The sequence below is a fragment of the Halomonas sp. PR-M31 genome (assembly GCF_001039575.1).
Lineage (GTDB): Bacteria > Pseudomonadota > Gammaproteobacteria > Pseudomonadales > Halomonadaceae > Modicisalibacter.
This window is the reverse complement of the sequence record NZ_JIBT01000009.1, coordinates 32,012-58,944: the sequence shown is the minus strand read 5'-3', so window position 1 is coordinate 58,944 and position 26,933 is coordinate 32,012. Positions and strand designations below refer to the sequence as shown.

Below are 26,933 nucleotides of genomic sequence, written 5' to 3'. Positions count from 1 at the left end.
GGGTGATCTATCGTTGAGTGAAAAGCCGAAACACAAAGATGTTTGAACGGCATCTGACAATCCGTGAAACCATCATGCCTGCTCAATGCGCCTCCAGGAAAATGTTTGGTTCAGAATCGTTTTTTGAGGATTGTGTTTGCAAAAAGTAACGGTGTCTTCTGGCGCCGTCCAGACAAGAACAACGTAGAGAGTATGTCATGAGACTAAAAAAACTGATGCTGCCTGCCGCCATTTCCATTGCCAGTCTTGCGCTGAGTGGCAATGTCTTGGCACAGACCTGGAAGATGGCTGTCGGCGACGCCGCCGGAGGAACCCAGTATGAACTCGCTACCAAGTTCGCCGAGCTGATCGAAGAAAAGAGCGGCGGCGATACCACGGTCGATATCTTCCCCAACGGCCAGCTGGGCAGCGAAGAGGATACGGTCAACAACGCCAGCATGGGGCTGCTGGATCTGTCTATTTTGGCCATCAACAACATCACGCCGTTTTCTCCCACCGTGGGCGTGATGACCTTGCCTTATGTGATTCAGAACGCCGAGGATGCCAAGAAGCTCACCCAGGGCGAAATCGGCGATCAAATGACGCAAAACACCATCCGTGACGCCGGGGTGCGGATTCTTGGCTGGTCCTACTCTGGCTGCCGTCGCCTAACTAACTCCGAAAGACCTATCGAAAAGCCCGAGGATATCGAGGGCCTGGTCATTCGAGTGCCCAAGAACGAAATCATGATCGCCGCCTATCAGCCTGGGGGTCAACCCGAACCCCTTGGCCTGGACCGAGACTTTCACTGCTCTTCAGCAAGGCGTGGTGGATGGACAGGACACTCCCTACATCACCATTGATGCCATGAAATTCTACGAGGTACAGAGTCACGTTACCGACAGCTGCTACGTGTTCTTGCTCGAACCCCTGATCATGGGGGAAGGACAGTTCCAGAGCCTGGATCCGGAGATGCAGGAAGCCGTGCTTGCTGCCGGCCAAGAAGCCACCGAGCACAGCTATGACTATCTCATCGAAACCGAAGACGCTATCAAGAAAAAACTGGTCGAGGAGCATGGTATGACCATTACCCAACCCGCTAACGACGAGAAAGCCTGGATCGAACAGGCCACCCAGGTCTGGCCGCAGTTCTACGACAGCATCGGTGGCAAGGAAAAACTAGACGAGGCGCTAAAAACATTGGGCCGCGAGCCAGCCCCCGCCGGATGATACCCAACGTATCCATACAATGAACATTATGAGCCAAATCCTGCATCGACTTCTTTGAGTCGATGCAGGCGTCCGTGAGTCAGAAAGACCGGGATTACTGGATCCCGCCCAGGCAGGGGCCAATCGTCATGAAACGTATAACACTACATATTCTCAACAACCTGGAGAACTATATATGCCAGTTTCTCCTGGTCTCTTTTGTTGCCATTCTCTTTGCGCAAATCGTGCTGAGAAATCTTTTCAGCTATTCACTGGCTTGGGGTGACGAGCTGGCAACCTACGCCTTCGTCTGGTTTGCCTATCTGGGGGCGGTCTATGCAGCGAAGATGGCAGCCCATAACCGGGTCACCTTCCAGTTCAAGTTCTTTCCAAAATGGGTCGAGACGTTCTGCACTCTTCTGACCGACGCCATCTGGATCGCATTCAACGCCGTGTTCATCTACTTGAGCTACGATTTTGTGTTCAACAAGATGAACCTGTTCTGGAAGTCCCAGACTTTGGGGGTTCCGATGAAGTATTTCTATCTGATTCTACCCATCGCGTTTATCGCAATGACGTTTCGCATCATTCAGAACGATTACCTGAAATATGTGAAAAAGGTGGATGTGGTCGATCCCGAGACCGAAGAAGTGGAAAAGATGAAGCGCTCCAGTCGCATGAATAACACCAATGACAACAAGCAGGAACGCTGAGCCATGACTGATACCATGATCGTCTACATTCTATTCGGTGCCTTTTTGCTGTTACTGCTGCTGGGAGCTCCCATTACGGTGTCCCTGGGCGTGGCAGCGCTTATTACTTATCTTTCCATTGGCGAAAACCCCATGGCTTTCGTGCAGATGGCCTTCACCTCCGTGGGCTCCTTCCCCTTGATGGCATTACCCGCCTTCATTCTTGCAGGAGCGCTGATGGAGGCGGCGGGGATCTCGAAGCGTCTGGTGGATATCGCCGAAGCCTTTGCCGGACCGGTCACCGGCGGCCTGGCCGCGGCGACCGTGTTTGCCTGTATGTTCTTCGGCGCCATTTCCGGTTCAGGGCCGGCGACCACTGCCGCGGTCGGCATGCTAATGATCCCCGCCATGGCCAATCGAGGCTACGATCGTGCTTACGGCTCTGCGGTTACCGCTTCCTCCGGGGGGCTTGGTGTGGTCATTCCGCCCTCTATTCCCATGGTCATCTTTGGCATTTCAGGGATGGGACTGCAGCCGCCGCCCGAGGCAGTGGCAATGCATGGCTCGTTCCAGACGCTATCGATCCCTAAGCTGTTCATCGCCGGTATCTTGCCCGGTGTGGTCATCGCCACCTGTCTGCTGACCATCAATTATTTTATCTCACGCAAAAAGGGCTATCGCGGTCTGACGGATAGCTGGTCGTTCCCGCATATTCGCGCGACGCTGCGCAAGGGCATATGGTCGATGCTGGCACCGATCATCATCCTCGGCGGCATCTACACGGGGCTGTTCACGCCCACAGAATCGGCTGTCGTAGCGATCGTCTATACTCTGGTGGTGGGTATCTTCCTGCACAAGGAACTCAAGTGGAAACCCGCCATGCGCACCCTGGAGACGACGACCTGGATCACCGGACGGGTACTGCTGATCCTGTTCACCGCGACCGTCTTCGGCCGACTGCTGGTGGAACAGCGGGTGCCGGCGCACATCGCCGAGGCCATGCTGGCGTTCACCGACAACCTTTATCTGATCTGGGCGATGATCATCGTCTTCCTGTTATTTGTCGGCATGTTCATGGAGACACTGGCCGCCATCATGATTCTGACGCCGGTGTTATTGCCAATCATGTATATGCTGGGAGTGGACCCGGTACAGGTCGGCATCGTCGTGGTCTGTGCCCTGGCCATCGGTTTTCAGACCCCGCCATTGGGAGAAAACTTGTTCGTGGCGTCAGGTATAGGCGGTTCGTCGATCGAGGAAATTTCCCTCAAAGCGTTACCTTTCGCGGGGGGGTCTATCTTCGCCGTGTTTCTTATCGCCTATTTTCCCGAAATATCGCTATGGTTGCCTCGAATAATGGGCTATTAGTCAAGTGACGGTGTGTTCGAAGACGTCGCTTCCCAGGCAGGCGCTCGTACAGCCAACTATGTGAGGAGGGGACATGGAACATCGGATTACAAGCATTCTTTGCTGCGTGGGGTTGCGCGGTGATTCTCATGGAGTGCTGGAGCAGGCGGCGAGACTGGCGTTGAGCACCGGTGCCGAGTTGCACGTACTACACGTGGTCAAACCCCTGGCCGAGGATGTGATGAATACGCTCAAGGCCAATATCCGTAACCGGGAATCGCTCGAAGGATTCGTGCATCAGCGTATCGATCTGGCCCGGGAGCAGCTGCAGGAAAAAATCGATGACTTTTTCCTGCAACGTCCTGAAGAAAAGCAGGCGTTGGCTTCTAGGGTGGTCGCCCTAAAGGTGCTCGAAGGCTATCCAGCGGCGGTGATCAACGAGGTTGCGGCAAAGCATTCTCATGATTTCATCGTGATTGCGGCCAACAAGCACGGGCTGACGGCCTCCTATGCGGGCAAAGTGGCCAAGGGCGTGCTGAAGCGTGCGCACATTCCCGTAATAGTGGTGCCGGGACCTGCGTGAAAGCGTCCCGCGTAACGACGTTTTTGAAGATGTTCACTTAGTACCGACCGGTCGGTTTGGATACCGATCGGTGATTTTATTTAAAAAGGTGATGTCATGGCTCAGCAAGACCCCAATTCTCTGCCTGAGAATCCGCTGAAGAAGCATTTTCATCGACTCGGTGGGCATCGCGCCGAACGCTTCTCCGAGCTGGTGCCCGGTGTGCTGGTGTGCGTCACCATCGCCTTGGCAACCACCTTCATCGCTGATCATTACGGCGGCCCGGTGATGCTGTATGCGCTGCTGTTCGGCATATCGCTGCACTTTCTCTCCTTGGAGGGACCCTGTCTGCCTGGAGTGGAGTTTGCCTCACGCACGATCCTGCGCATCGGGGTGGCGCTTTTGGGGGTGCGCATTACCATTGCACAAATCAGCGAACTTGGACTTGGCCCTATTGTCACGGTAATCATCGGTGTCACCTTGACGATCCTTTTGGGCTATCTCGTGGCCAGGATGCTAGGTCTTACCAAGGAGATGGGGCTTCTCACTGGCGGCTCCGTCGCCATTTGCGGCGCATCTGCGGCACTGGCGCTCTCTGCCGCCATGCCTCGCCATGAAAATCATGAACGGGATACGATTCTCACGGTGGTGGCAGTTACCGCGCTCTCGACCATGGCCATGGTCACCTATCCATTGATCGTCAGCGTATTGGGATTGAGCGACGACCAGGCCGGGGTGTTTTTGGGCGGTACCATTCATGATGTGGCTCAGGTAGTCGGGGCAGGCTATATCATTTCCCAGCACACCGGAGACGTATCTACCTTCGTCAAGCTGTTGCGGGTGGCCATGCTGGTGCCGGCGGTGATGTGCTTCATCTTCATCTATCGTCAGCAGCGTCAGGCGGAAAACGCTGCCGGCGGTAAGGTGCCCATGCTGCCGACGTTCCTGGTCGGTTTTATCGTCATCGTGATCATCAACAGTTTTGGCCTCATTCCTCAGGTCGCTGTAGAGGGCTTCACGGAGGTATCCCGCTGGTGTCTGGTCACGGCCATTGCCGGACTCGGCATCAAGACGTCTTTTCAAAAACTCGCGGTGGTAGGTTGGAAGCCGATCATTTTGATGCTAATCGAGACGGCGTTCCTGCTGCTGCTGGTGCTTGGCTTCATTCTGATCGGTGGAGTAGGAAGCTGACGTAGGAAAAAAACCGTCAAAACAAAAGACCGCTGCCGGTTAAACCCGGCAGCGGTCTTTTCGTTCTGCATTAGAGGTGAAATCAACCCATGATCAGCTGGCTTGCGAACATGCCCCCGGTGATCAGCATGACGAACAGAATCAGTGCCAGTATGAAGGGTTTGATCCCCAATGCCTTGAGCTTCTCGATACGGGTCTCGAAGCCCAGCGCCGCCATGGCCATGGTCAAGGCAACTTGACCGATGACGACTAGCCCTTGATGCATCGGCGCAGGCAGAGTGATGTAGCTGTTGGCCACCACCATCGCCAGAAAGCCGAAGGCGAACCAGGGAATGACCAGACCGCCACTTGGCGCCACGGTTTCGCTGCCTTGAGACAGACGGCGAATCCGGTGCATCCACCACTGGCCGATGATCAACAGAAAGGGCACCAGCAGCATGACCCGCACCAGCTTGACGATGACCGCGTTGGCGAGGGCCTGATTACCCACCGCATCGCCCGCGGCCACCACCTGAGCAACTTCGTGAACCGTTGCACCGATATAAATGCCGAAAAGGCTCTCATCCATGCCGGTAAAGGAGTAGAGCAGCGGATAGACCAGCATTGCCAGGGAGCCAAACAGGACTACCGTGGCCACCGCCATGGCAGTGGCGGCAGGCCGAGAGCGAATAGTGGCTTCCGTGGCGAGTACCGCGGCGGCGCCACAGATGGCACTGCCGGCGCTGGTCAGCAGGGTGGTTTCGCTGTCCATACCCAGAAGGCGGGTGCCGATCCAGTAGCCGGCGACCAGTACGCTGACGATGACCAGGGTGTCCAGCACCAGTACCTTGGGCCCTAGGCCGATGACCTGTTGCAAGGTTAGAGACAGCCCGAACAGCACGATGCCGCTACGCAAAAGCCAGCGGGTGGCGAACTTGAGACCCGGCCCCGAGACAGAGGCGACTCTGGCGACACCGGGCAGATTGCCCACCACGAGCCCCAACAGCATGGCGAACACAAGCGGGCTGATACCGGTGCCTGCAAGACCGGGCACGAACGTAAGGCCGAAACCGGCCAGAGTCAGTGCGACACAGATCGATAAACCTTGCCACATGGTGCCATCTCCTTTTCAGTGGTTGTTGACGACAAGGGTAAGGCCGGTGCGTTAAATGGCTTAGCATGTAATAACGATATGTCAGTTCGGAAAAATCGATATGAACGTTAGCGTGACCCTGCGCCAGTTTCAGGTCTTCGTGGCAGTGGCCCGGGAAGGCACCGTGGTGAGCGCTGCCCAGCACGTGCATCTGTCCCAATCCGCCACCAGCCAGGCCCTGGCGGATCTGGAGCGCCATCTCGGGGTGATGCTGTTTGACCGCTTTGGTCGACGGCTGCAGCTCAACGATGTCGGAAGGCGTCTGCTGCCCCGGGCCGAGCGCATGCTTGATGAGCTGGTACAGTTCGTCGAGGCGGCTAAGGAGCCGGATGGTGTCCTGCAGGGCACCCTCAAGATTGCCGCCAGCGCCACCATCGGCACCTATTTGCTGCCGACGCTGGCCGGGGAGTTCAGCGAGCATCATCCAGAGGTCGATCTGCAGCTGCGCCTGCGCAACACCGGTGAAGTCCTGGACGATATTCTGCGCTTCAATGCGGATCTGGGATTGATTGAGGGGCAGTGCAGCGAGGCACGACTAACGAGTCAGGTCTGGCGTCAGGACGAGATGGTACTGGTCTGTGCGTCGCATCATCCCCTGGCCGGAAGCGATCATCTTGATGATAAGGCGCTGCAGCGGGCTCAGTGGATTCTGCGCGAGCACGGCTCGGGTTCCCGGGCGATATTCGAGGCGGCGGTGCGGCCTTACGTCGAGCGTTTGCGGGTGCGCATGGAGCTTGGCCAGCATGAAGCAATCAAGCAGGCCGTGCGGGCAGGCCTGGGACTTGGGTGTCTATCGCGTCTGAGTGTGGCCGGCGAACTCAAGCGCGGGGAGCTGATCGCCCTCGACAGCAAGCTCAGCTTGTGTCGCACCTTTTCTCTGGTATGGCACCCGGACCGCTATCGCAGCCCTTTATGGCAGGCCTTCAAGGTGTTTTTACTGGAGGCGGGTTGAAGCGATCCCTTGTGCTAGGGCGTATCAAGAAGCTACTCGCCTCGGATCGGTTCATTGAGGCCCAGCTCACCAAGGGCCATGCAATAGCAGCGCGATCACCGCAAAATGCCCAGGGTACCAGGCCAGCCATACCTTGCGCGGCATTCTCGCGCCTGGGCTGATCTGCGGTACCCGATTGGCCTCGCCGGCAGCCAACAGCAGAATCAATAGCGTCGTTGCCACAGTAAAGGACTTGGCCATGTCGGAGTTGTTCATCAGACCGGCCACGAGCAGTACTGGCACGCTGGCCGCTACCATCAATAAATGCTCCTGGAAGGAGTCCGTGCGCTGGGTCAATGCCTGCAGTGCCAGCATATAACAAGGAATCAACAGCAGGCCTTCGTGACCATACTCGAACCACGGACTCAGCAGCCACCAGGCCAGTAGCGATGCTCCCAACAACAAGGGGCGCTGCAACGGCGCTTCCGTATCCACATCGACACGACGGGCAAGACTTCGCAGCCAGGTGCCCCAGCACAGCCCTAGAGCCAGGGTGAAGCAGATGTTCAGCTGGAAGCCGTCCCGAGGCATGGTCATGTAAGGCAGCTGCGCGATCAGGCCGATGATGAGTACCCGTCTGGCATAGCGATAGGGATCGCGAGTGTTGAACAGCCCGTGCCAAGCCACCATGCCGGCGAACAAGGGAAAAGCGATACGTCCAAGGGAAGAGCTGGCCCAGCCCATGTCCCAGCTACCTGGAAACAGATAACGCGTGACATGGTCCACGGTCATGGTAATCAAGGCAATCCACTGACCCCAGGCCGTCCAGGCCGAGGAGGGTCGTAGTGTCGCCTGAGTTGTCGAGGCGGATGATGGCGCACGCATCTTGGTCTCCGGTGTATTGCGAGCGGATGGAGAATCCGCTGAAAAATGACGAACGCGCTACGATAGCGACCATCACCCCAAATCGCCAGTACAAGACCGACATAGACGCAATGTCTAGACAGCCTGGCCACTCCGATATTGTTGGCGATTTTCTCACAAACCCTACTACGCTTCGAAAGCGGACCAGGATTTGAGCCATCCGATCAGCGCCCTGCGAGGATGCGGTAGATACCACAGGATCTACTCGACGCCACAACAAATACAAATAGACCCAGGGGGTCTCATGAGCGCTTCTAAATCATCCTCGGCGTCGTCCGGCTACGAGTCCGTGGAGTCCGAGTATCTGGATAAACGCAAACTGCAAAAGGGGGCTGCGGGCTGGATTTTGCTGGCAAGCCTTGGCGTGTCCTATGTGATTTCCGGCGACTACGCCGGTTGGAACTTTGGCCTTGCCGCCGGTGGCTTTGGCGGCATGCTGATCGCTACCTTGCTGATGGCCACCATGTATACCTGCATGGTGCTGTCGATCGCGGAACTCTCTTCTTCGCTGCCCACTGCCGGTGGCGGCTATAGCTTTGCCCGTCGGGCCTTCGGTCCCTTGGGTGGCTACATCACGGGAACCGCGATTCTGCTGGAGTACGCCATTGCGCCTGCGGCGATCGCGATCTTCATCGGCGGCTACGTCAATACGCTGATCGGCATCGATGGGCCCCTGGTGTATGCCGCCTTTTATACCCTGTCGTCGGCATTCATCTGTGGGGTGCGGGGGAAGCCTTGAAGATCATGATGGGCATCACGGCCCTGGCAGTCATCGCCATTTTAGTGTTTGCGATCGGCATGCTGCCGCACTTTGAAATCGCCAATCTGTTCGATATCGCCCCCAATACCGACGCAATCGGAGCGTCTGCCTTTCTGCCGGAAGGCTATATCGGCATATGGGGAGCGCTGCCCTTCGCCATCTGGCTGTTTCTAGCCGTGGAAGGCGTGCCTTTGGCCGCAGAAGAGGCAGGCGATCCGGCCCAGGACATGCCCCGAGGCATCATTACCGCCATGCTTGTGCTGCTGGTGTTTGCCGCCTGCGTGCTGCTGCTGGCCCCTGGCGGCGCCGGCGCCGAGACGATCAGCAACCATGCCGCCCCCTTGGTAGGGGCGCTGCAGGCGGTCTATGGCACGAACTCCCTGATCGCGGGCTTCGTCAATCTGGTAGGGCTGGCAGGATTGATCGCCTCGTTTTTCTCGATCATATTCGGTTATTCCCGCCAGACTTTTGCACTCTCTCGAGCCGGCTATCTGCCGCGCTGGCTGTCCGTCACCGGTGGTCGCAAAGTGCCCTATCTGGCCCTGATCGTGCCTGGAATGATTGGGTTCTTGCTGTCTTTGACCGGCCAGGGAGATCTGATGATCACCATGGCGGTGTTCGGCGCCACCATTTCCTACGCCATGATGACTCTGTCCCATATCGTACTGCGCCGCAATGAACCGGAACTCGAGCGCCCCTACCGCACCCCAGGCGGCGTCGTGACCGCTGGAATCGCCTTCGTGCTGGCTATCGTGGCGTTCTTGTCGACCTTCGTGGTCAGCGTCGAGGCCGCGCTATGGTCCGCGGTCTTCTACGCCATCATGCTGGCCTACTTTGGTTTTTATAGCCGCCATCATCTGGTGGCCCAGGCGCCGGAAGAGGAGTTTGCCGCCATCACAAGCGCCGAACAGGAGCTCTCGAAAGAAGAGCAGGCCAAGAAAAAGTAGGCACCACCCCTGGGGCCTGTCCGACAAGACAACAACGCTGACGACTTGATGGAGAATGACGTGATGAGCGCAATGAAAACCCGAGACATCAAGACCGCTGAAGATGCAAAACGCATCGTCGAGGAGCGTGGTTTGAGCCACGTCAAGGTGGGCTTTTTCGACATCGACGGTGTGATGGTAGGCAAGTACATGCAGCAAAAGAAGTTCCTGTCTGCCCTGGAGGATGGTTTTGCCTTCTGTGATGTGGTGCTGGGCTGGGACAGCAAGGATGAGCTTTACGACAACGTACAGTTCACCGGCTGGCACACCGGCTATCCGGATGCGCCCCTGCGGATCATTCCGGACAGCTGCCGAGAGATTCCTTTCGAGGGCGATATGCTGCTGTTCATGGCGGAGTTCGAGGGCGAAGCGGAAAAGATATGCCCCCGGGGGTTGCTGAGGCGAATTCTCGAGCGCGGTGCCAAGCTGGGCTACGACGTGTCCGGGTCGCTTGAGTACGAGTTCTTCATGTTCCAGGAAACGCCGGAGTCGGTGCGCGAAAAGGGCTATCGTAATCTCAAGTCGCTGACTCCGGACATGATGGGCTACTCGATGATTCGAAGCTCCGTGCACAGCGAGCTGTATCATGAACTGATCTCCCTGTCCGAGACCATGGATTTTCCCATCGAGAGCCTGCACACGGAAACCGGGCCCGGGGTGCTGGAAGCCGCGATCGCCGTAGATGATGCCTTGGCTGCCGCCGACAAGGGGGCGCTGTTCAAGACTTTCGTCAAGATCTGGGCCCAGCGTCGGGGCCTGATGGCCACCTTCATGGCCAAGTGGTCGCCGGACTGCCCTGGTCAAAGCGGTCATGTGCATCTGTCATTGAAAGACCATGAGTCCGGCAAGTCGGCGTTTTTCGATGCGGACAAGCCCTACACCATGAGCGACGTGCAGCGCCATTTCGTTGCCGGTCAGCAGAAGCTGATGCCGGAGTTTCTGGCCATGTTTGCCCCCACCATCAACAGCTACACCCGGCTGATTCCCGGCTTCTGGGCGCCTACCGAGGCTACCTGGGGGGTGGAGAATCGCACCACGGCGCTGCGAGTGATTCCCGGCACGGACAAGTCCCAGCGGGTCGAGTATCGCCTGGGCAGCGCCGACGCCAACCCGTATCTGGTGATGGCGGCGGCGATCGGGGCGGGCCTGTACGGCATCGAGCAGAAGCTGGAGCCGGACGAGCAGATCAAGGGCAATGCCTACACCGTGGATCATCCGGAGCATCAGGCACTGCCGCAGACGCTTTGGGAGTCCGCTCAGCGGCTCAAGGCATCAAAGCCTGCCCGGAAGCTGTTCGGCGATGAGTTCGTCGAGCATTTTGCGGCAACCCGGGAGTGGGAGGAGCGGGAGTTTCGCAAGCATATTACCGACTGGGAGTTGAACCGCTACTTCGAAATCATCTAATGGTTGGTCCGGCTGCACGCTGCCAGAGCTGCGTTGGAGTGCCTCGAAATCTGCTCATTGGTGAGAGCCAACTCCGCGATTTCTCGTTGCTCCGCCTTGCTCTGACAACGTGCGCTCGGACCTCTGGCTTTGGCGAGTAAAGGACTGACAGACGATGGCGATTCAAAAGACGATTTCTCCGGTGGATGGCAGTGTCTACGTGGAGCGGGAATTGGCCGGGGCGGATCTGATCGAGAAGACCCTGGCCCGGGCCAGGGCGGTCCAGCGCGCCTGGCGGGAAGTGAGCCTCGATGAGCGCTCGCGACTGTGTTCAGCCATGGTCGATGCATTCGTGGCCCGGCGCGATCAGCTGGCCCAGGAGCTGACCTGGCAGATGGGGCGCCCGATCAGTGCGGCAGGCGCCGAGATCGGCGGCTTCGAAGAGCGCGCTCGAGGCATGATCACGCTGGCTGAAGAAGCGCTTGCGCCGATCCGGCTTGCGGACAAGCCGGGATTTACCCGTTATATCACTCGGGAGCCCCTGGGGGTGGCCTTTGTCGTCGCGCCCTGGAACTTCCCCTACATGACCGCGGTGAATGCCATCGTGCCGGCAATCATGGCGGGCAATGCGGTGATTCTAAAGCCATCGGCACAGACACCCTTGAGCGCCGAGCGCATTCAAGAAGCTTTCGATCAGGCGGGGATGCCCGAAGGGTTGTTTCAGTATCTGCATCTATCCCATGAGGATGCTGGGGCCGTCATGCGCAATTCTCGGGTGGACTATGTCTCCTTTACCGGCTCCGTAACTGGTGGCGAAACCGTCGAGCGTCATCTGGCCGGTCGTTTCATTCCTGCCGGGCTGGAACTTGGGGGCAAGGACCCTGCCTATATCCGCGGCGATGTCGATTTGGAAGAGGCAGTGGCCGGGGTGATGGACGGCGCCTTTTTCAATGCCGGGCAAAGCTGCTGCGCCATCGAGCGTCTTTATGTGCATGAGTCGATCTTCGATGCCTTCGTCGAGCAGGCGGTGGCCTGGGTCAAGGAGCTCGCCCTGGGCGATCCTACCGATTCGCAGACGACGCTCGGGCCTGTGGTGCGCCCTCAGGCGGCGGATCTTGCGCGCAGTCAGATCGACGAGGCGGTGGCCGCCGGTGCTCGGGCGTGGATCGACGCCGGCGACTACCCGCTGTCAACGCCGGGCAGCGCTTATCTGGCGCCCCAGGTGCTGACCCAGGTCGATCATTCGATGCGCATAATGAATGAAGAAAGTTTTGGTCCGGTGATCGGCATCATGGCGGTGGCCTCGGATGAGGAAGCCGTAAACCTTATGAACGACAGCGATTTCGGTTTGACCGCAGCGGTGTTTACTCAAGATATCGAAGCAGGGGAGGCCATTGCTCGACGGCTCGAGGCGGGCACGGTGTTTACCAATCGCTGCGACTACCTCGACCCGGAGCTTGCCTGGACCGGCATCAAGCAGTCCGGCCGGGGGTGTTCGCTGTCGCGTATCGGCTATGAGATGCTGACCCGGCCCAAGTCGTTCCACCTGAAACATGCCTGAGCCAGGGAGGGGAGAATAGAATGACTGTTGAGCGCTTTACCACGACCTGGAATTATCCTGCACAGATTCGCACCGGCGCCGGGCGCGTTCGGGAGTTGCCCGAGGCCTGTCAGGCGCTCGGGATGCGAGCACCGCTGCTGATCACGGACCCGGGGCTGGCGCAGCTGCCGATGGTCGAGCAGGCGCTATCTGGCTGTCGTGAGGCAGGACTGCACTGCGCGGTATTCAGCGAGATCAAGGGCAACCCCACCGGCAAGAACGTGCTGGACGGGGTGGCCGCCTTCCGCGATGGTAATCATGATGGCGTGATCGCCTTCGGTGGCGGTTCCGGGCTCGATGCGGCCAAGGCAGTGGCGCTCATGGCCCGACAGCGTGAGGGGTTGTCGCTGTGGTCATTGGAAGATGTCGGTGACAACTGGAAGAGTGCTGACAGTGACGCTATCGTCCCGATCGTGGCGGTACCCACGACCGCCGGTACCGGCTCCGAGGTCGGTCGCGCATCGGTCATCACCGATGAGCAGGCCCGGATCAAGCGCATTATCTTTCATCCGCGCATGGTGCCGGCCATCGTGTTCCTCGACCCGGCGCTGACGGTTGGCTTGCCCCCCTCGATTACCGCGGCGACCGGCATGGATGCGCTCTCACATTGCATGGAGGCCTGGTGCTCGCCTAACTATCATCCCATGGCGGAGGGGATCGCCGTGGAAGGAATGCGCCGGGTTCGCGACTACCTGCCGGCAGTGTTTGTCGACGGTGAAAATCTCGAAGCGCGACAGCACATGCTGGTGGCCTCGATGATGGGCGCCACCGCCTTTCAACGTGGCCTGGGCGCCATGCACGCACTGGCGCATCCGCTGGGGGCATTATATGACGCCCATCACGGCACCCTCAATGCAGTACTGATGCCCTATGTACTCAAGGCCAACGAATCTGCTATCGGCGAGCCCATGGTGCGCCTAGGGCGCTATCTGGATCTGCGCCAGCCAGGCATTGGTCCGGTTATCGACTGGGTGCTGGATCTGCGCGAACGCCTGGGCATTGCTCACACCCTGGCAGAGCTTGGCATCGATGCCATCCAGGCAGACAAGGTTGGCCAGATGGCGGTCGTGGACCCTTCCGCTTCCAGCAACCCTGTTCCTTTTGATGCCAATCAATACCGCGATATTCTTATCAGCGCGGTAGAAGGGCGGCTTTAGTTTTCTTGCTTAGAGCGGTCGAGTTGGCATTGGCGGATCGGAAAAGCGACAATTGCGGCTTTGCCGATCTCAAGGAGGAATGCTATGCGTATTGGTCTGCTGCAGTGCGACGATGTGATGGAGGCGTTGCAGCCTCAGCACGGTAACTATCCGGAGATGTTCGAGCGTTTGTTCACGGCGGTGGACCCGACGCTTGAGTTTCGCGTGTGGCGCTGTCAGGACGGCGAGCTGCCTACGGATGTCGATGCGGTGGATGCCTGGCTGACCACCGGTTCCAAGCATGGGGTCAACGACGGCGACGAATGGATCGAAAAACTCTGCGGCTTCGTTCGAGAGCTTTGGGAGGCTGGCAAACCGCTGGTAGGCATCTGCTTCGGCCATCAGCTGATTGCCAAGGCGCTTGGCGGTGAGGTGGTCAAGAGCGAACGTGGCTGGGGCGTCGGCATGTCTTTCAATCGTCTCACCCAGCGCGCCGAGTGGATGGAGCCCTGGCAGGAAGGGCTCGATCTTGTGGTCAGCCATCAGGATCAGGTAGCAAAGTTGCCGGAAGGCGCGGTAGTGCTGGCGGAAAGCAATTTTTGCCCGTTCTACGTCATACAGGTAGGAGAGACGTTCCTGGGCGTGCAGGGGCATCCGGAGTTTGCCAAGACCTATTCGGCGGATGTGATGGCAATGCGCCAGGGTGTCATTCCAGGCAACCGTCTACGCGAGGGCATGGCATCACTCAATGCCCCGGTGGACGATCATCTGATGGTGCGCTGGATACTCAATTTCATGCGCCGGGCGCTGCGTCAGGAGCATTCCGATCAACGGTGATATAGGCGCTTACAGCTTTACGTCGTAGGAAAAGTATTTCTTCATGATCTCGTCGTAGGTGCCATTCTCCTTGAGAGTGGCAAGCGCTTCGTTGAATTTCTCGGCCAGCTCCTTGTCACGCTTGCGAAAGGCGATACCGACTCCCTGACCGAAATACTTTTTTGGTTCTTTTATAAAGTCGCTTATGCGCTTGAACTCACTCTGCTCGGTATCGATGTCGATGGCGGCTTCGGCGATGGGATAGTCCATGAAGGTCAGATCCAAACGGCCGGTCTGCATGTCAGCGATCACATCACCGGCGCTGGCATAGCGGCGAACCTCCAGTACGTCGCCGTAAAGGTCGGAGACATAACGATCCTGTAGCGTGGCGCGCTGAACGCCCACGGTCAGACCTTCGAGACTCTCTTTGTCCTCGATGTTGATATCGCGATCCTTGGCAGTGATCCAGGCGCTCGGCGTAGTGTAGTAGGGCTCGGAGAACAGCACCTGCCGGGCGCGCTCTTCGGTAATGGCCATGGAAGACATGATGCCGTCGTACTTGCGTGCCAGAAGGCCAGGAATCATGCCATCCCAGGCTTGCTCGACCCAGCTACACTGAATGTCGAGCTCGGCGCAGGCCGCATTGCCCAGGTCGATCTCGAATCCGGTCAGTTCCCCATCGGGCGTCTTGTACTCGAAGGCTCGTAGGGCACGTCGACGGCCAGGCGCACCTCGTCATAATCCCGGGCATAGGTCTGACCGGATACCAGGGAGACGCTAAGGGCAACAAGTGTGGCGGTGAGCAGTAATCGATGAGCTTGCATGAGAATTCCTGTCGAATGATCGCTTAACTGTGGTCGTGAAAATAAAACACCGCGAACCAGGGGTTCACGGTGTTTTTTTGTTATCGAAGTTTCACTGAAGCATTACTTCGCGTTGTCTTCGAAATACCTTTGGCGGATTTCTTCGTAAGTACCGTTGTCCTTCAAGGTAGACAAGGCATCGTTGAACTTTTTGGCCAGATCCTCGTCGCGCTTGCGAAAGGCGATGCCAAAGCCGTCACCAAAATACTCCTTGGGTTCGGTAATCATCTCTCCTACGACCTTGTAGTCATTGTCTTCGCTGTCCAGCAGCGTGGACTTGCCGACCGGGAAATCGAGAAAGACGATGTCGAGACGACCGGCTTCCATGTCCAGCACCATGTCGTCGGCGGTGGCATAACGATTGATATCCGCAACGTCGCCATACATGTCGCTGGCATAGTTGTCCTGCAGAGTGCCGCGCTGCACGCCTATGTTCTTGTCCGTCAGAGCCTCTTCGCTCGGATCGCTGATGTCACTGTCACCGGGGACGAACCAGGCGGAAGGAGGTGTGAAGTAGGGGTTGGAGAACAGCACCTGCTTGCGACGATCGTCGTTGATGGTCATGGAAGACATGATGGCATCGTACTTGCGCGACATTAGGCCGGGAATGATGCCGTCCCAGCCCTGCACGATCCACTCACACTCGATGCCGATTTCATCGCATAGGGCGTTGCCCAGATCGATATCAAAACCGGTCAGCTCTCCGTCCGGGGTACGATATTCCATCGGCTCGTAGGGCACGTCGACGCCGAAGCGCACGGTATCGTAATCCCTAGCCTGAGCAGTACCGGCCAGCATGGCAGCGCTCAGCAACGTAACGGTCAGCAGTTTTTTCATGACGTCAGTATCCCTTTTGTTTGTTCTACAGGCATATCGCTGAAACATGAGTACCAGATTACATTAGCCTAGCCCGGCCCTGGGTGATAGAGGAGCAAGCCCTTGATTGAGCCAGTGTTCCAACGTTCGTTTGACGTTTCAATCAAGATCAATGTCAGGGTCGGAGATGAACCAGCATGCGTTTCTCCAGATAACGGAACAGGTAAAGAATGGCGAAGGTCAGGCACAGGTAGAGGGCCGCGACGAACAGGAAGGCATCGAAGGGGGCATAGAAACGCGCATAGACCAGGCGCGCTGCACCGGTGAGATCCATGATTGTCACCACGCTTGCGATGGCACTGGCATGCAGCATGAAGATCACCTCGTTGCCGTAGGCCGGCAGAGCACGACGAAAGGCGCTGGGCAGGATGATGCGGCGCATCATCAGGCTTTTCGACATGCCATAGGCTCGGGCTGCCTCGATTTCCCCCTTTGAGGTCGCCTTGATCGCGCCATGGAAAATCTCGGTGGTATAGGCCGCTGTATTCAATGTGAAAGCGATCAACGCTGGATAGAAGGGCTCTTCGAGGATGAGCCATAGCCAGGACTCTTGGATGCCATCGATGAAAACCACGCCGTAGTAGATGATGTAGAGCTGGATCAGCAGTGGCGTGCCGCGAAACACATAGGTATAGAAGAAGATCGGCAGCTTGATCCATTTGCGCTTCGAGCCGCGGGCAATGGATAGCGGTACCGCCATGACCAGCCCGATGATCAAGGACAGGAACACCAGCTGTACCGTGGTGACCAAGCCTTCGCCGTAATAGCCCAGGGTGCGTGCGGTAAAGATGCTGTTATCCGCCAGCAGCTGAGTGAACCAGGCGCTTAGTTGTTCCATTCGTCAGCCTCCCCGAATCCAACGTTATAGCGCTTTTGCAGGCGTGCAAAGATCCATTCCGAGACGCTGGCAATCAGCAGATAGATGACCGCTACCGGAATCAAGAAGGTGAAAGGCTCGTGGGTCGCCTTGGAGGCCTCGGCAGCCACCCGCACCATGTCCGTCAGTCCGATGATCGAGACCAGGGCGGTGGTTTTGAGCAGCACCATCCAGTTGTTGGAAAGACCGGGCAGAGCGTGGCGCATCATCTGGGGAAAGCGGATACGGCGAAACATCAGTCTTTCCGACATGCCATAGGCGCGTCCGGCCTCGATCTGGCCGTTATCTACCGCCATGAAAGCGCCGCGAAAGGTTTCACCCATGTAGGCCCCGAAAATCAGCCCAATGGTAATGACGCCGGCAATGAACTCATTGACGTTGATGAAGATGTCGATACCGAAGCGATCGTAAAGCGAGTCGGTGATCATGTTGATGCCGATCTGGCCACCGAAGAACAGGAGCAGCATCAGCACCAGGTCCGGTACGCCGCGAATGACGGTGGTATAGAGGGTGCCGATCTTGTGCAGCAGCCAACTGCGCGACATCTTGGCGCTGGCGGTCAAAAGACCTAAAACGATGGCCACGATCAGCGAGAGCACCGCCAGTTCGATGGTGACCAAGGCGCCCTCGAGCAGTCGCGGGCCATAACCCTGCAGGTCGATCATATCTTTCTCCTGCTCAGTGCTTGGGGGCCAAAAACTGCTTCAGGCGTTCGGAGCGAGGGTTACCCAGCACCTCCGCTGGCGGCCCGGCTTCCTCTACCATGCCCTGATGCAGATAGATCACCTGACTGGAGACATCCTTGGCAAAGGCCATTTCATGGGTGACTACGATCATGGTGCGTCCCTCCTTGGCCAAATCCCGCATGACCTTGAGCACGTCGCCCACCAGTTCCGGATCCAGGGCCGAGGTGGGCTCGTCGAACAGCATCACCTCCGGGTCCATGGCCAAGGCGCGGGCGATGGCGCCGCGCTGCTGCTGGCCGCCGGACATCTGGGCTGGATAGTAGTCGGCACGCTCCAGGAGTCCAACGCGATCGAGCAGGGCGCGGCCGTGTTCGACGGCTTCCTTGCGCGATTTCTTGAGCACATGCACCGGCGCCTCGATGACGTTTTCCAGCAGCGTCATGTGAGCCCAGAGGTTGAAGTTCTGAAATACCATGGACAGCTTGGCACGCATGTTGACGACCTGCTGCCAATCCGCGGGTTCGCGACCGTGACGAGTTTCCTTGAAGCGAATCGTCTCACCATGAACGATCAGTTCGCCTTCATTGGGCTGCTCGAGCAGGTTCATGCAGCGCAGGAAAGTGCTCTTGCCGGAGCCGGAGGCGCCGATCAGGGTGATGACATCGCCTTGTCGAGCCTGAAGCGACAGGCCCTTGAGGACTTCGTTGTCGCCGAAGCGTTTCTTGAGATTACGCACTTCAAGCGGTAAGGGGGTGTCGACCATAGGGGCTCCGAAATGGCAGGGGAATGTCGGATTTGTAAGGCACCCAATACTAAAACGCAGCGATTCTAACAGACGATCAACGGCTGTTCAGATCGTTCTGCACAAAGTGCGCTGGGTGTAGGAGCAGTCTATTCGGAGCAGTGAGGAATGTCTGAGTATGGTTGAATGGAACATGAAAATAGCCTCTGGCTTTTTGTTTTTGTGGCTCGCCCTTCAAGGCAAGACATTTGAAAGCAGTCCTGAATTATTGGTTCGGTGACGATATCTTGCGGGCCAGTAAAGCAGCCCGAGCGCCAATTTCCACCTTGGCGTTAGGAAAGACCACCGCCAAGGGAGCATCGGATACGGTGAAATCCCCTGCGCTTGCATCCCGAGCGAGCCGAGTACCGACATCAAACTCGCTGAAGTTGGGGGTGTCATCCGGGAAGCATAAAGCGAAATCCTCGGATTCACGCATCAGCTCATGAGCGACCTGGAAAAAAACCATGTTACCGGGGTTCTTCTCCTGAGGCTCGTCTCCGGCAATCAACGCCTCGAGCAGTGCCCGCATGGGCTGCAAGACGGCAAGTTCGTTATTGCCAAAGGCATGCACTCTACCCAGCTCTAAAGTGAACGCCTGGGCCTGGTGATAGTGTTTCGAGTAGTGGGAAAAGGTCCAGCTGTGTTGATGTTGATGCAGTACGGCCTGGAGTCCGGCACCGGCCATCCAGCGCCACTGTTCAGGGTTGGTGGCAACGTCATCATCGAACGGCTCGACGGCAAAACGCGGGTACTGGCTATCGCGAATTGCCGTATGCAGATCGTAGTGCAGGCGTGGTTGCGAATGGCGCGCATAGAAGCCGTCCACTGCGGCCATCAATTCGCGTGCGCGCCCTGGTTCGTCACCCTCAACCGTGAGTTCGCGTTGAAATAGCCGATTCAGATTGGTGGAGCAAAAACGTTGGCCGAGTCGAATGGCGGGTAGATTACCGAGAATGATCAATATCGGCGCCCCGACCTTGAGCAGGCCGGCTTCCAGCCGCGCAAGCACGTCGCCCAGCAGTTCGATGGGAGCTGTTTCGTTACCATGGATGCCCGCCGAGAATACACAGGCTCGAGCCTGGGGCTTAGCTGCATCCGGCAGAAGCTCGAGAACCCCAGGGGCATGGATGATATAGCGTGCGCTCGGCAAGCGGCCTTCATGGCTTGCCGGTGCGCGCTCTTCCAAGGTTAGATCGAGCCAATCAACAAGCATGGCGATACTCTGACGGGATGAAATTTGAATACCAGACAAGCGTTGAATACAGGACGGAAGACAATGTCACAACCCGAGAGGTCGAGCAGGTGAAAAAATCGGTAGGAAAATGAAATTCACTGGCGATAAGGGTTACAGACCTGACCTTGCTCTACTTCGATCAGTTCGTCCGTTGCAAAATCAAGCGCCTCGGCGCGCTCCACCAGGCCTTGATAAACGTCTTCCTCCAAAGTTGGAGTTCGCGCCAGAATCCATAGATAGTCTCGATTGGGTCCCGCGACCAGCACGTGTTGGTAATTTTCGTCCAGTTCGAGAATGTTGTAACCGCCATAGAAGGGACCGAAGAAGCTGACCTTGAGATGCCCCACGTTTTCGTCTTCAAGGAAGTAGGCCTTGCCCTCGGCAACATCCGGCTCGCCTTCTTCAAGATTCACGCCGCGATTGATCACTTTTACTCCGCCATCGTCTCGCAAGCTGTACTGCGCGGTTACGCAGTCAAGACCGCGCTCGAAGGAATGATCAAGACGCGCGATCTCGTACCAGCGCCCGAGATAGGAGTCGAGATCGAGATTCCGTACCGCCTGGGTACCTTCTGGAATGCCGGTACAGCCGGCGCTCAATGTAGCGACGCAAAGAGTCGCTGCAAGTGCGCTATGGGAAATCGAGGGAGGCATGAGAGTTCCTTTTTGTCGAGCGTAAAAAATCGACCTTGGCCCGGTATTGGGAAAGCCAAGGTCGATAGAGCACTGTTACAGCCTTGATCGCGTCTAATGTTTGCGATGAGCGTCCATCTCCTTACGATAGACGTCGGCTAATTCCTTCTCCTGGCTGTTGCTGAGTACTTTGTCCGCCGCCTGGAACATCTCCTGCTCTTCTTCATCAAGGTGATGCGTCACCAGGTGTTGAAGCTTTTGAGCAGAAGTAACCCAGCTGGAAGAGCTATAGTCGGTGTTCTCGAGGGTTTCGATCAGTTCATCTATCTCATGGTGCTCGGCGATACTGTGACGGGCTTTTTCCTGAGTAGAATCGTGTTCCATCATCGGAATGTAAAGCGCGCGCTCTTCTGCTGCCGCATGATTCTGCAGTTCCGCTTTTACCTTGTGAAACAGCTCGTCGCGTCCTTCACTATTACCTTCTGTCTTGACCAGAAGATCGAGAAGGGTACGTTGCGTATCATGATCATCACGAAGTGCTTCGAACAATGTCACGGTTATCTCCTTTTATGATTCAAGCCTTGCATGAGCTAATCAGGTGAATCAGGTTTGCCAAAACCTACGCAAATTCTATACAAGTCATTTTTATTGTCCAATTATACGATTCAATCGCGGTCATTGAATGACGCTTGTTCGTTCTCGCGCACTCTATTTACCTGGGCATGCAGACGTCACCGCTTCGGCGATGGCTTTGCCCAAGGTCTGCGTCGTGCCTTCGCCGCGAATGTCAGGGGTGAGTACGCTTTTCTGGGCGCTGTCGCCCAACACACTTTCAATGGCCTGAACGATGGTCTTGCCGGCTTCCTCGTGACCCAGATGCTCGAGCATCATGGCGCCACACCAGATCTGACCGATAGGATTGGCAAGACCCTTGCCGGCGATGTCCGGAGCGCTACCGTGTACCGGCTCGAACAAGCTGGGAAAACGGCCTTCCGGATTGATATTGGCCGAAGGAGCGATACCGATGGTGCCGGTGCAGGCCGGGCCGAGATCCGAGAGGATGTCACCGAACAGATTGCTGGCCACCACCACATCGAACCAATCCGGGTGCAGCACGAAGTTTGCGGCGAGAATGTCGATATGAAACTGATCGACGCTGATATCCGGGTAGCGTTTGGCCATCGCTTTCACCCGTTCATCCCAATAGGGCATGGTGATGGAAATGCCGTTGGACTTGGTCGCCGAGGTCAGAGAATGACGCGGCCGCCGGGAGGCGAGTTCGAAAGCGTATTCAAGCACTCGATCGATACCCACCCGGGTCATGACAGTATCCTGAATGACCACTTCGCGTTCGGTGCCCTCGAACATCCTGCCGCCGACGCTTGAGTATTCGCCCTCGGTATTTTCCCTCACCACATAGAAGTCGATGTCTCCCGGTTCACGATCCGCCAGCGGGCTCTTTATGCCCGGCATCAGTCGGCATGGGCGTAGGTTGATGTACTGATCGAAGCCACGTCGGAACTGCAGTAGCGAGCCCCATAGCGAAATATGATCCGGCACCTTTTCCGGCCAGCCAACGGCACCAAAGTAGATCGCATCGAACTCGGATAGGATGTCGAACCAGTCATCCGGCAGCATCTGGTCATGTTCCAGGTAGTAGTCGCAGCTGGCGAAATCGAAGTATTCGAAGGTCAGCTTGATGCCAACCCCTTTGGCGGCGGCTTCCAGCACGCGCACGCCTTCCGGCATCACTTCAGTGCCGATGCCATCGCCAGGAATGACCGCAATGCGATAAACCATGAAAAACTCCTCATTCACTTGATAAGATAGCGTGCTATGAATGTGTCGGTATACTTAGAAACCAATCAAGCGCCGACGCGACGACTTCCTGCACCGAGTGGCTTCTTAGTCTAGCAGCCCGGCTGACAAACTTTTCTCGAGGAGGCGGGCAAGACAAGGCGGGCATTTGTAATGTTTTGCTGATTGCTGTTCTGAGGCGCTGCAGCCAGCAACATTCATCTATTATGTTGAGAAGGTATGTAAATGACCGAGCGTTGGACACGAAAGGAAAAAGACGCTGGCAGCAGAATGATAGCGACGTATCATGTGCAGCGAGCAAGCGAACGGCGTCAATGGCCAAGGGAGACAATGGCTTGAATATTCTCATGTTTACCAATACCTACCGACCAATCGTGGGCGGTGTGAGCGAGTCCGTGCAGCGGCTCAAGACTCGCCTGCAGGCGGAAGGACATCAGGTGTTGGTGGTGGCGCCGAAGCTTGAAGGACAGCCACGTCATGAGGAAGATGTAATTCGTGTTGCGGCGGTTCAACATTTCAATGGCAGCGATTTTTCGCTACCCGTACCGATTCCAGGACAGCTTTACGAGGCCATCGAAGCCTTCGAGCCGGATATCGTACACTCGCATCATCCCTTTCTACTTGGCGATACGGCTGCCCGAGCGGCAGAAACCTACGGCCTGCCGCTGGTCTTTACCCACCACACGCTTTATGAGCATTACACTCACTACGTACCAGGCAGCTCGCCTCGCATGCAGCGCTTCGCAGTGGCACTACCCACGGAATACACCAAGCTGTGCGATGCGGTGATTGCGCCCAGTAGCAGCGTTCGAGATCTCATGCTTCAGCGCGGCGCCAACGATGTTGTCTATGTTGCTCCAAGTGGCGTCGATACCCGGCGCTTTTCTCGCGGCGACGGTGCCTGGTTGCGCCGTCACTTGCGAATCGGCGATGACGCCTATGTCGTGGGGCATGTGGGTCGATTGGCTCAGGAGAAAAACCTGCCGTTTCTGGCCAATGCCGTAGCGCGCTTGCTGGCCGAAGAACCCAAGGCGCATTTTTTGATCGTCGGCGATGGCGATGCCCGGATGGCGATGCATGAAATGGCGGTGGGCGCCGGCGTCGCAGATCGTTTCCATTTTACTGGCAAGCTGCACGATCAGGAATTGATCGATGCCTACCATGCCATGGATGTATTTTCCTTCGCCTCTCACAGTGAGACGCAAGGCATGGTGCTGGTCGAGGCGATGGCTGCCGGGCTGCCCGTCGTTGCCCTGGACGCGCCGGGGGTGCGGGAGGTGCTGAAAAATGCCGAAAACGGCTATTTGCTTGCAGGTAATGATGCTCAGGCACTTGCCTCGACACTGAGCAATTTGCAGGAGAAAACCCATCGCGATCAGTTGCGGAAGGGGGCTCTCGAGACTGCAAGAGCATTCGATGAAAGCTGTTGTGCGGAGCGCTGTCTTAAGGTCTATCGTCGCGCCATTGCCGCCGGCGGGCCGGTTAGCCACGCCGATCAGGATGCCTGGGAGCGGGTGCGCAAGCGTCTGGGAGCGGAATGGCAACTTTTGCGTCACCGCGGGCGCGTGCTGCGCTCGGTTTTTCAGGATCAACCCATGCTGGGATTGATCAATCCTGTCGATGAAGAAACCAAGGCGCTTTAGGGTAGCGACCTAAGACGAAATGCAGTTGCTACAGGCGTTGGGACCGTTGTTTTCGGGTGCTGTAACGCTTCAAGCCTATCAGTACGATAACCGCCAGCACGATGCCGCCCAGAGCATACAGCAACTCGCTGCGGTTCCCCGCGGTGAAAAGCGACCCCAGTTGGCTGCCCAGCAGGGAAATGCCGATCAAACCCGGAATGATACCAATCAACGAACCCAGCATGTAATCACGAAACTTCAGATGGAAAGCCCCGGCGAGCATGTTGGTCAACGTAAAAGGGGCCAGGGGCAGTAAATTGATAAGCGTCATGGTACGTATGCCCCGACCCGCAAGCAGTCGGGCCACCTTGTTCAGTCGCTGCCCGCCGTAACGCAACAGCGCGTCGCGACCCAGTCGATGCCCCAGCCAAAAGGTGGCCACCGACGTCGCCAAACTACCGACCAGCGAATAGCCAAATCCCCACCAGGGGCCGAATAGCAGTCCCGTGACGGCGACCAGAATGCTAAGTGGAAACATCACCAGCGAGGCAAGAACATAGACACCTGTCACGACCAGTATCGCTAGGGGGGAATCTCGCCAGGCAGAGGCGTAATCGACAAGGCTATACAGACGTTCAGCGGTCAGTACGTCGTGCATGGCAAGCCATTGCCACAGCAGCCCCAGGCTGGCCAGCACAACTAGCAGGACAACAACGATAATCAGCTGGCGCGACATGACAATGATAAGATCCGCTCATGGAAGTCGCGCCTAGGATACTCGCGCCATCCGCGCTGGCCAATGTCTGTTTTGTCATGGTTGGCGTTGCAGCACTCGCAGCCGTGATTCGATCATGTCGATATCTAGATAAGTGCCCTGCAAATGGCGCCTGCCGGTATTGGGATCGAAGGCACGCCTGCCGTGCAATACCCGGCGATTGTCGAAGGCGGCCATCTGGCCAGGAAGCAGGGCAAGCTCGATCTGGTGTTTCGGGTCGTGCAGCAGTTGCCAGAACCGTCGATAAGCAGTGTACCAAGCCTCGATCTCGTTCAGCGGCAAACGCAGCGTGTCACGAATCCAGTTGTTGAAACGAATCTCCTTCAGTTGACCGCTAGCGTCCAGTTCGATGATCGGCGCCCGGGTGGCGATGTCTTGTTCTTCGTCCTGGAAACGAAAATCAATGGGCGTCTCGCAAAGTGTTCGAAAAGCCTCCGGGTCTTCTTTACGCAGTTGTTCAGCTACCGCAAACCCATCGGAGAAGATCGATTGGCCCCCTTTTGCGTCGTTTTGCAGACAGTAGAGTAGCTGAATGTCCGGCGGTTGGCGCCAGTTGGGCAAATCGGAGTGCAAGGCAAGGCCGATCGACGTATAGGCGGCGTTGTTAGGGTTGGGCTTGGAATACACATCGAAACGTGCACCGAAATTGCTAGCCCGCATGGGACCGATGCGCCTTGCAATCCGACTGACCTCCTCGTCTGCAAGCGGGCCTTCATCAAGCAGTACCAGGCCGTCGCGCAGTAGCGTTTCGAGCCAGTGGCGTTCTCCTGCTGGAGCCATGAAATCCGCGTGCTTAACATGAGTCGGTGCAAAGTTCATGGGCCAGGGGCGCCGGATCCGGATCAGCTCGCCGACAGGGTCGATGTCATTATCTGGTCGACGCTGATGTAACCAGACTGCATCGAACAGACTGACGTGGCCATCGGCCCACTGTAGCCGAAGATTGCCTTCAATTAGGGCCGTCTGGGATGCTTTCTCGATATCCGCCAAGGGTAAAAACAGGCGCTCCCGGGTCAATGGATGACGACATTGAGTGCACGGGCAGTGATCCCGCAGCCATAGCCAGGGAAATGCGCTTGGCTGGCATCATTCCAGCGCAGGGAGATGCATCCGTTATCGCCCTTGATATCCATGAGCGCTGGCCCGCTGGCATAGGACGATAGCTCGCCCATATCGATGCGGGGCTGGGCGGTGGGTATCTCGATCAAGGGCGTGTTCATCGTCGACTCCTGGCAGATTGGAATATCACTCAAGCGCCGGTCTATCCTGTTCTCTTTGCAGGGAGCGGACAAACGATTAATCTGGGGGCTATGGCCCAGCTCAGCTTATGGCACCCTTGCTCATGAACGTATTGCCACCGATTCTTTGGATGCAGGCCTTCGAGGCCGCTGCCCGCACGCTCAGTTTCACCCGGGCAGGGCATGAGCTTGGAGTGACGCAGTCGGCCATCAGTCAACGCATCCGCCTGCTCGAAGACCGCTTGGGGCAAGCACTGTTCGTACGCTATCCACGAAGTCTGGCGTTGACGCCCGCGGGCCAGGCCTGGCTTCCCAGCGTTCAGGAGGCCTTCTCGCGATTATGGGAAGGTACGGCGGAAGTGTTCGGCGCCCGCCCTGAAGCCTCGGTGACCCTGCGTGCCACGCCGGTCATGCAACAGATATGGCTGGCGCCGCGCCTGGTGGCGTTCCATGCGCGTCATCCTGATATCGTGGTGCATGTGGTCAGCGCGATCTGGCAAGAGGATTTCAGCGCCGAGGGGGCGGATATCGAAATCCGCTATGGGCTGGGTCATTGGGAAGGAGTGGAGCGCCTGTCATTGGGTCGCGAGACGATGTTGCCCGTCTGTTCGCCAGACGTCGCCAGGCGCTTGCATACGCCTTCAGATCTTGCCGGCGAGACGCTCTTGCATGCACCGGGCTTTGCGGTGGGCTGGTCCGCCTGGCTCGAAGAGGCCGGCATCGATGGACTCGAAAAGCAGTGCCTGGCGCTATCCTGCGATAGCCAAATCATGACGCTGACCTTGCCGCCCAGGGAGGTGGAGTAGCCTTGATTCACCAAGGATTATTGGGAGAGCGGAGCGATCTGGTAGCGCCTTTTTTTCATGCTGCGCCCACAGAG

At 57.3% G+C, this 26,933-nt stretch carries 24 protein-coding genes and 3 pseudogenes; 13 read left to right on the top strand and 14 right to left on the bottom strand.

Annotated elements, in window-relative coordinates; all coding sequences use genetic code 11:
- Positions 1-197 precede the first annotated feature (197 nt).
- The 5 genes and pseudogenes from CH74_RS19955 (at position 198) to CH74_RS03620 (ending at position 4,980) form a co-directional block, all read left to right on the top strand.
- Positions 198-1,209: pseudogene (locus CH74_RS19955) on the top strand (TRAP transporter substrate-binding protein).
- Between the two features lie 128 nt (positions 1,210-1,337).
- Positions 1,338-1,901: a TRAP transporter small permease gene (locus CH74_RS03635; protein ID WP_048306112.1), complete on the top strand. Its 564-nt coding sequence runs from the start codon at positions 1,338-1,340 to the stop codon at positions 1,899-1,901.
- Between the two features lie 3 nt (positions 1,902-1,904).
- The gene (locus tag CH74_RS03630; RefSeq protein ID WP_048306111.1) at positions 1,905-3,248 is read left to right on the top strand and encodes a TRAP transporter large permease; all 1,344 of its coding nucleotides are present in this window, start codon (positions 1,905-1,907) and stop codon (positions 3,246-3,248) included.
- Between the two features lie 73 nt (positions 3,249-3,321).
- Complete coding sequence (locus CH74_RS03625; protein WP_048306110.1) at positions 3,322-3,810, top strand: universal stress protein; 489 nt, start codon at positions 3,322-3,324, stop codon at positions 3,808-3,810.
- Between the two features lie 96 nt (positions 3,811-3,906).
- Positions 3,907-4,980, top strand: a complete 1,074-nt coding sequence (locus tag CH74_RS03620) for a YeiH family protein (protein WP_082140273.1) — start codon at positions 3,907-3,909, stop codon at positions 4,978-4,980.
- Positions 4,981-5,062: 82 nt separating this feature from the next.
- Here the strand turns inward: CH74_RS03620 and CH74_RS03615 are convergent, their stop codons facing one another.
- A complete protein-coding gene (locus CH74_RS03615) occupies positions 5,063-6,073 on the bottom strand; it encodes a YeiH family protein (RefSeq protein WP_048306109.1) in 1,011 nt (336 codons plus the stop codon).
- A 100-nt stretch (positions 6,074-6,173) separates the two neighbouring features.
- Here CH74_RS03615 and CH74_RS03610 point away from each other — a divergent pair, with 100 nt between their 5' ends.
- Positions 6,174-7,064, top strand: a complete 891-nt coding sequence (locus tag CH74_RS03610) for a LysR substrate-binding domain-containing protein (RefSeq protein ID WP_048306108.1) — start codon at positions 6,174-6,176, stop codon at positions 7,062-7,064.
- Positions 7,065-7,130: 66 nt separating this feature from the next.
- Here CH74_RS03610 and CH74_RS03605 read toward each other — a convergent pair whose 3' ends face one another.
- Positions 7,131-7,928: a TraX family protein gene (locus tag CH74_RS03605; RefSeq protein ID WP_048306107.1), complete on the bottom strand. Its 798-nt coding sequence runs from the start codon at positions 7,926-7,928 to the stop codon at positions 7,131-7,133.
- A gap of 283 nt (positions 7,929-8,211) precedes the next feature.
- Between CH74_RS03605 and eat the strand changes: the two are divergent.
- The 5 genes and pseudogenes from eat to CH74_RS03580 all read left to right on the top strand — a co-directional run bounded on the left by eat (position 8,212) and on the right by CH74_RS03580 (position 14,669).
- A pseudogene (eat, locus tag CH74_RS03600) lies at positions 8,212-9,674 on the top strand (ethanolamine permease).
- Positions 9,675-9,737: 63 nt separating this feature from the next.
- Positions 9,738-11,117, top strand: a complete 1,380-nt coding sequence (locus CH74_RS03595; protein WP_082140272.1) for a glutamine synthetase family protein — start codon at positions 9,738-9,740, stop codon at positions 11,115-11,117.
- A 154-nt stretch (positions 11,118-11,271) separates the two neighbouring features.
- A complete protein-coding gene (locus CH74_RS03590; protein WP_048306106.1) occupies positions 11,272-12,657 on the top strand; it encodes an aldehyde dehydrogenase family protein in 1,386 nt (461 codons plus the stop codon).
- Positions 12,658-12,677: 20 nt separating this feature from the next.
- Positions 12,678-13,853, top strand: coding sequence for an iron-containing alcohol dehydrogenase (locus tag CH74_RS03585; RefSeq protein WP_048306105.1), 1,176 nt, complete (start codon positions 12,678-12,680; stop codon positions 13,851-13,853).
- 84 nt (positions 13,854-13,937) lie between these two features.
- Positions 13,938-14,669, top strand: coding sequence for a gamma-glutamyl-gamma-aminobutyrate hydrolase family protein (locus CH74_RS03580; RefSeq protein WP_048306104.1), 732 nt, complete (start codon positions 13,938-13,940; stop codon positions 14,667-14,669).
- A gap of 9 nt (positions 14,670-14,678) precedes the next feature.
- On the opposite strand, the pseudogene CH74_RS03575 reads toward CH74_RS03580, so the two are convergent.
- The 9 genes and pseudogenes from CH74_RS03575 to CH74_RS03535 all read right to left on the bottom strand — a co-directional run bounded on the left by CH74_RS03575 (position 14,679) and on the right by CH74_RS03535 (position 22,400).
- A pseudogene (locus CH74_RS03575) lies at positions 14,679-15,472 on the bottom strand (transporter substrate-binding domain-containing protein).
- A gap of 102 nt (positions 15,473-15,574) precedes the next feature.
- Positions 15,575-16,348 carry a transporter substrate-binding domain-containing protein gene (locus CH74_RS03570; protein WP_048306103.1) on the bottom strand — a complete coding sequence of 258 codons (774 nt, stop codon included), beginning with the start codon at positions 16,346-16,348 and terminating at the stop codon, positions 15,575-15,577.
- 154 nt (positions 16,349-16,502) lie between these two features.
- Complete coding sequence (locus CH74_RS03565) at positions 16,503-17,225, bottom strand: ABC transporter permease (protein ID WP_048306102.1); 723 nt, start codon at positions 17,223-17,225, stop codon at positions 16,503-16,505.
- A complete protein-coding gene (locus CH74_RS03560; RefSeq protein WP_048306101.1) occupies positions 17,213-17,929 on the bottom strand; it encodes an ABC transporter permease in 717 nt (238 codons plus the stop codon). Before CH74_RS03560 ends, CH74_RS03565 begins: the two co-directional genes overlap by 13 nt.
- Before the next feature lie 13 nt (positions 17,930-17,942).
- A complete protein-coding gene (locus CH74_RS03555; protein WP_048306100.1) occupies positions 17,943-18,713 on the bottom strand; it encodes an ABC transporter ATP-binding protein in 771 nt (256 codons plus the stop codon).
- Positions 18,714-18,957: 244 nt separating this feature from the next.
- Positions 18,958-19,947: a succinylglutamate desuccinylase gene (locus CH74_RS03550; protein WP_048306099.1), complete on the bottom strand. Its 990-nt coding sequence runs from the start codon at positions 19,945-19,947 to the stop codon at positions 18,958-18,960.
- 116 nt (positions 19,948-20,063) lie between these two features.
- Positions 20,064-20,621 carry a lipocalin family protein gene (locus CH74_RS03545; RefSeq protein ID WP_048306098.1) on the bottom strand — a complete coding sequence of 186 codons (558 nt, stop codon included), beginning with the start codon at positions 20,619-20,621 and terminating at the stop codon, positions 20,064-20,066.
- A gap of 93 nt (positions 20,622-20,714) precedes the next feature.
- Complete coding sequence (locus tag CH74_RS03540; protein ID WP_048306097.1) at positions 20,715-21,155, bottom strand: hemerythrin domain-containing protein; 441 nt, start codon at positions 21,153-21,155, stop codon at positions 20,715-20,717.
- Positions 21,156-21,308: 153 nt separating this feature from the next.
- A complete protein-coding gene (locus tag CH74_RS03535; protein ID WP_048306096.1) occupies positions 21,309-22,400 on the bottom strand; it encodes a tartrate dehydrogenase in 1,092 nt (363 codons plus the stop codon).
- 353 nt (positions 22,401-22,753) lie between these two features.
- On the opposite strand from CH74_RS03535, the gene CH74_RS03530 reads away from it, so the two are divergent.
- Positions 22,754-24,061: a glycosyltransferase gene (locus CH74_RS03530; RefSeq protein ID WP_048306131.1), complete on the top strand. Its 1,308-nt coding sequence runs from the start codon at positions 22,754-22,756 to the stop codon at positions 24,059-24,061.
- A gap of 28 nt (positions 24,062-24,089) precedes the next feature.
- Here the strand turns inward: CH74_RS03530 and CH74_RS03525 are convergent, their stop codons facing one another.
- The 3 genes from CH74_RS03525 to CH74_RS19950 form a co-directional block, all read right to left on the bottom strand.
- A complete protein-coding gene (locus tag CH74_RS03525) occupies positions 24,090-24,776 on the bottom strand; it encodes a TVP38/TMEM64 family protein (protein ID WP_048306095.1) in 687 nt (228 codons plus the stop codon).
- A 75-nt stretch (positions 24,777-24,851) separates the two neighbouring features.
- Positions 24,852-25,832: a clavaminate synthase family protein gene (locus CH74_RS03520; RefSeq protein WP_367379087.1), complete on the bottom strand. Its 981-nt coding sequence runs from the start codon at positions 25,830-25,832 to the stop codon at positions 24,852-24,854.
- Positions 25,829-26,035: a hypothetical protein gene (locus CH74_RS19950; protein ID WP_367379086.1), complete on the bottom strand. Its 207-nt coding sequence runs from the start codon at positions 26,033-26,035 to the stop codon at positions 25,829-25,831. The genes CH74_RS03520 and CH74_RS19950 overlap by 4 nt, the downstream gene beginning before the upstream one ends.
- Before the next feature lie 122 nt (positions 26,036-26,157).
- Between CH74_RS19950 and CH74_RS03515 the strand changes: the two genes are divergently transcribed.
- On the top strand, positions 26,158-26,859 hold the full coding sequence (locus CH74_RS03515; protein WP_367379085.1) for a LysR family transcriptional regulator: 702 nt from the start codon (positions 26,158-26,160) through the stop codon (positions 26,857-26,859).
- Positions 26,860-26,933: the final 74 nt, after the last annotated feature.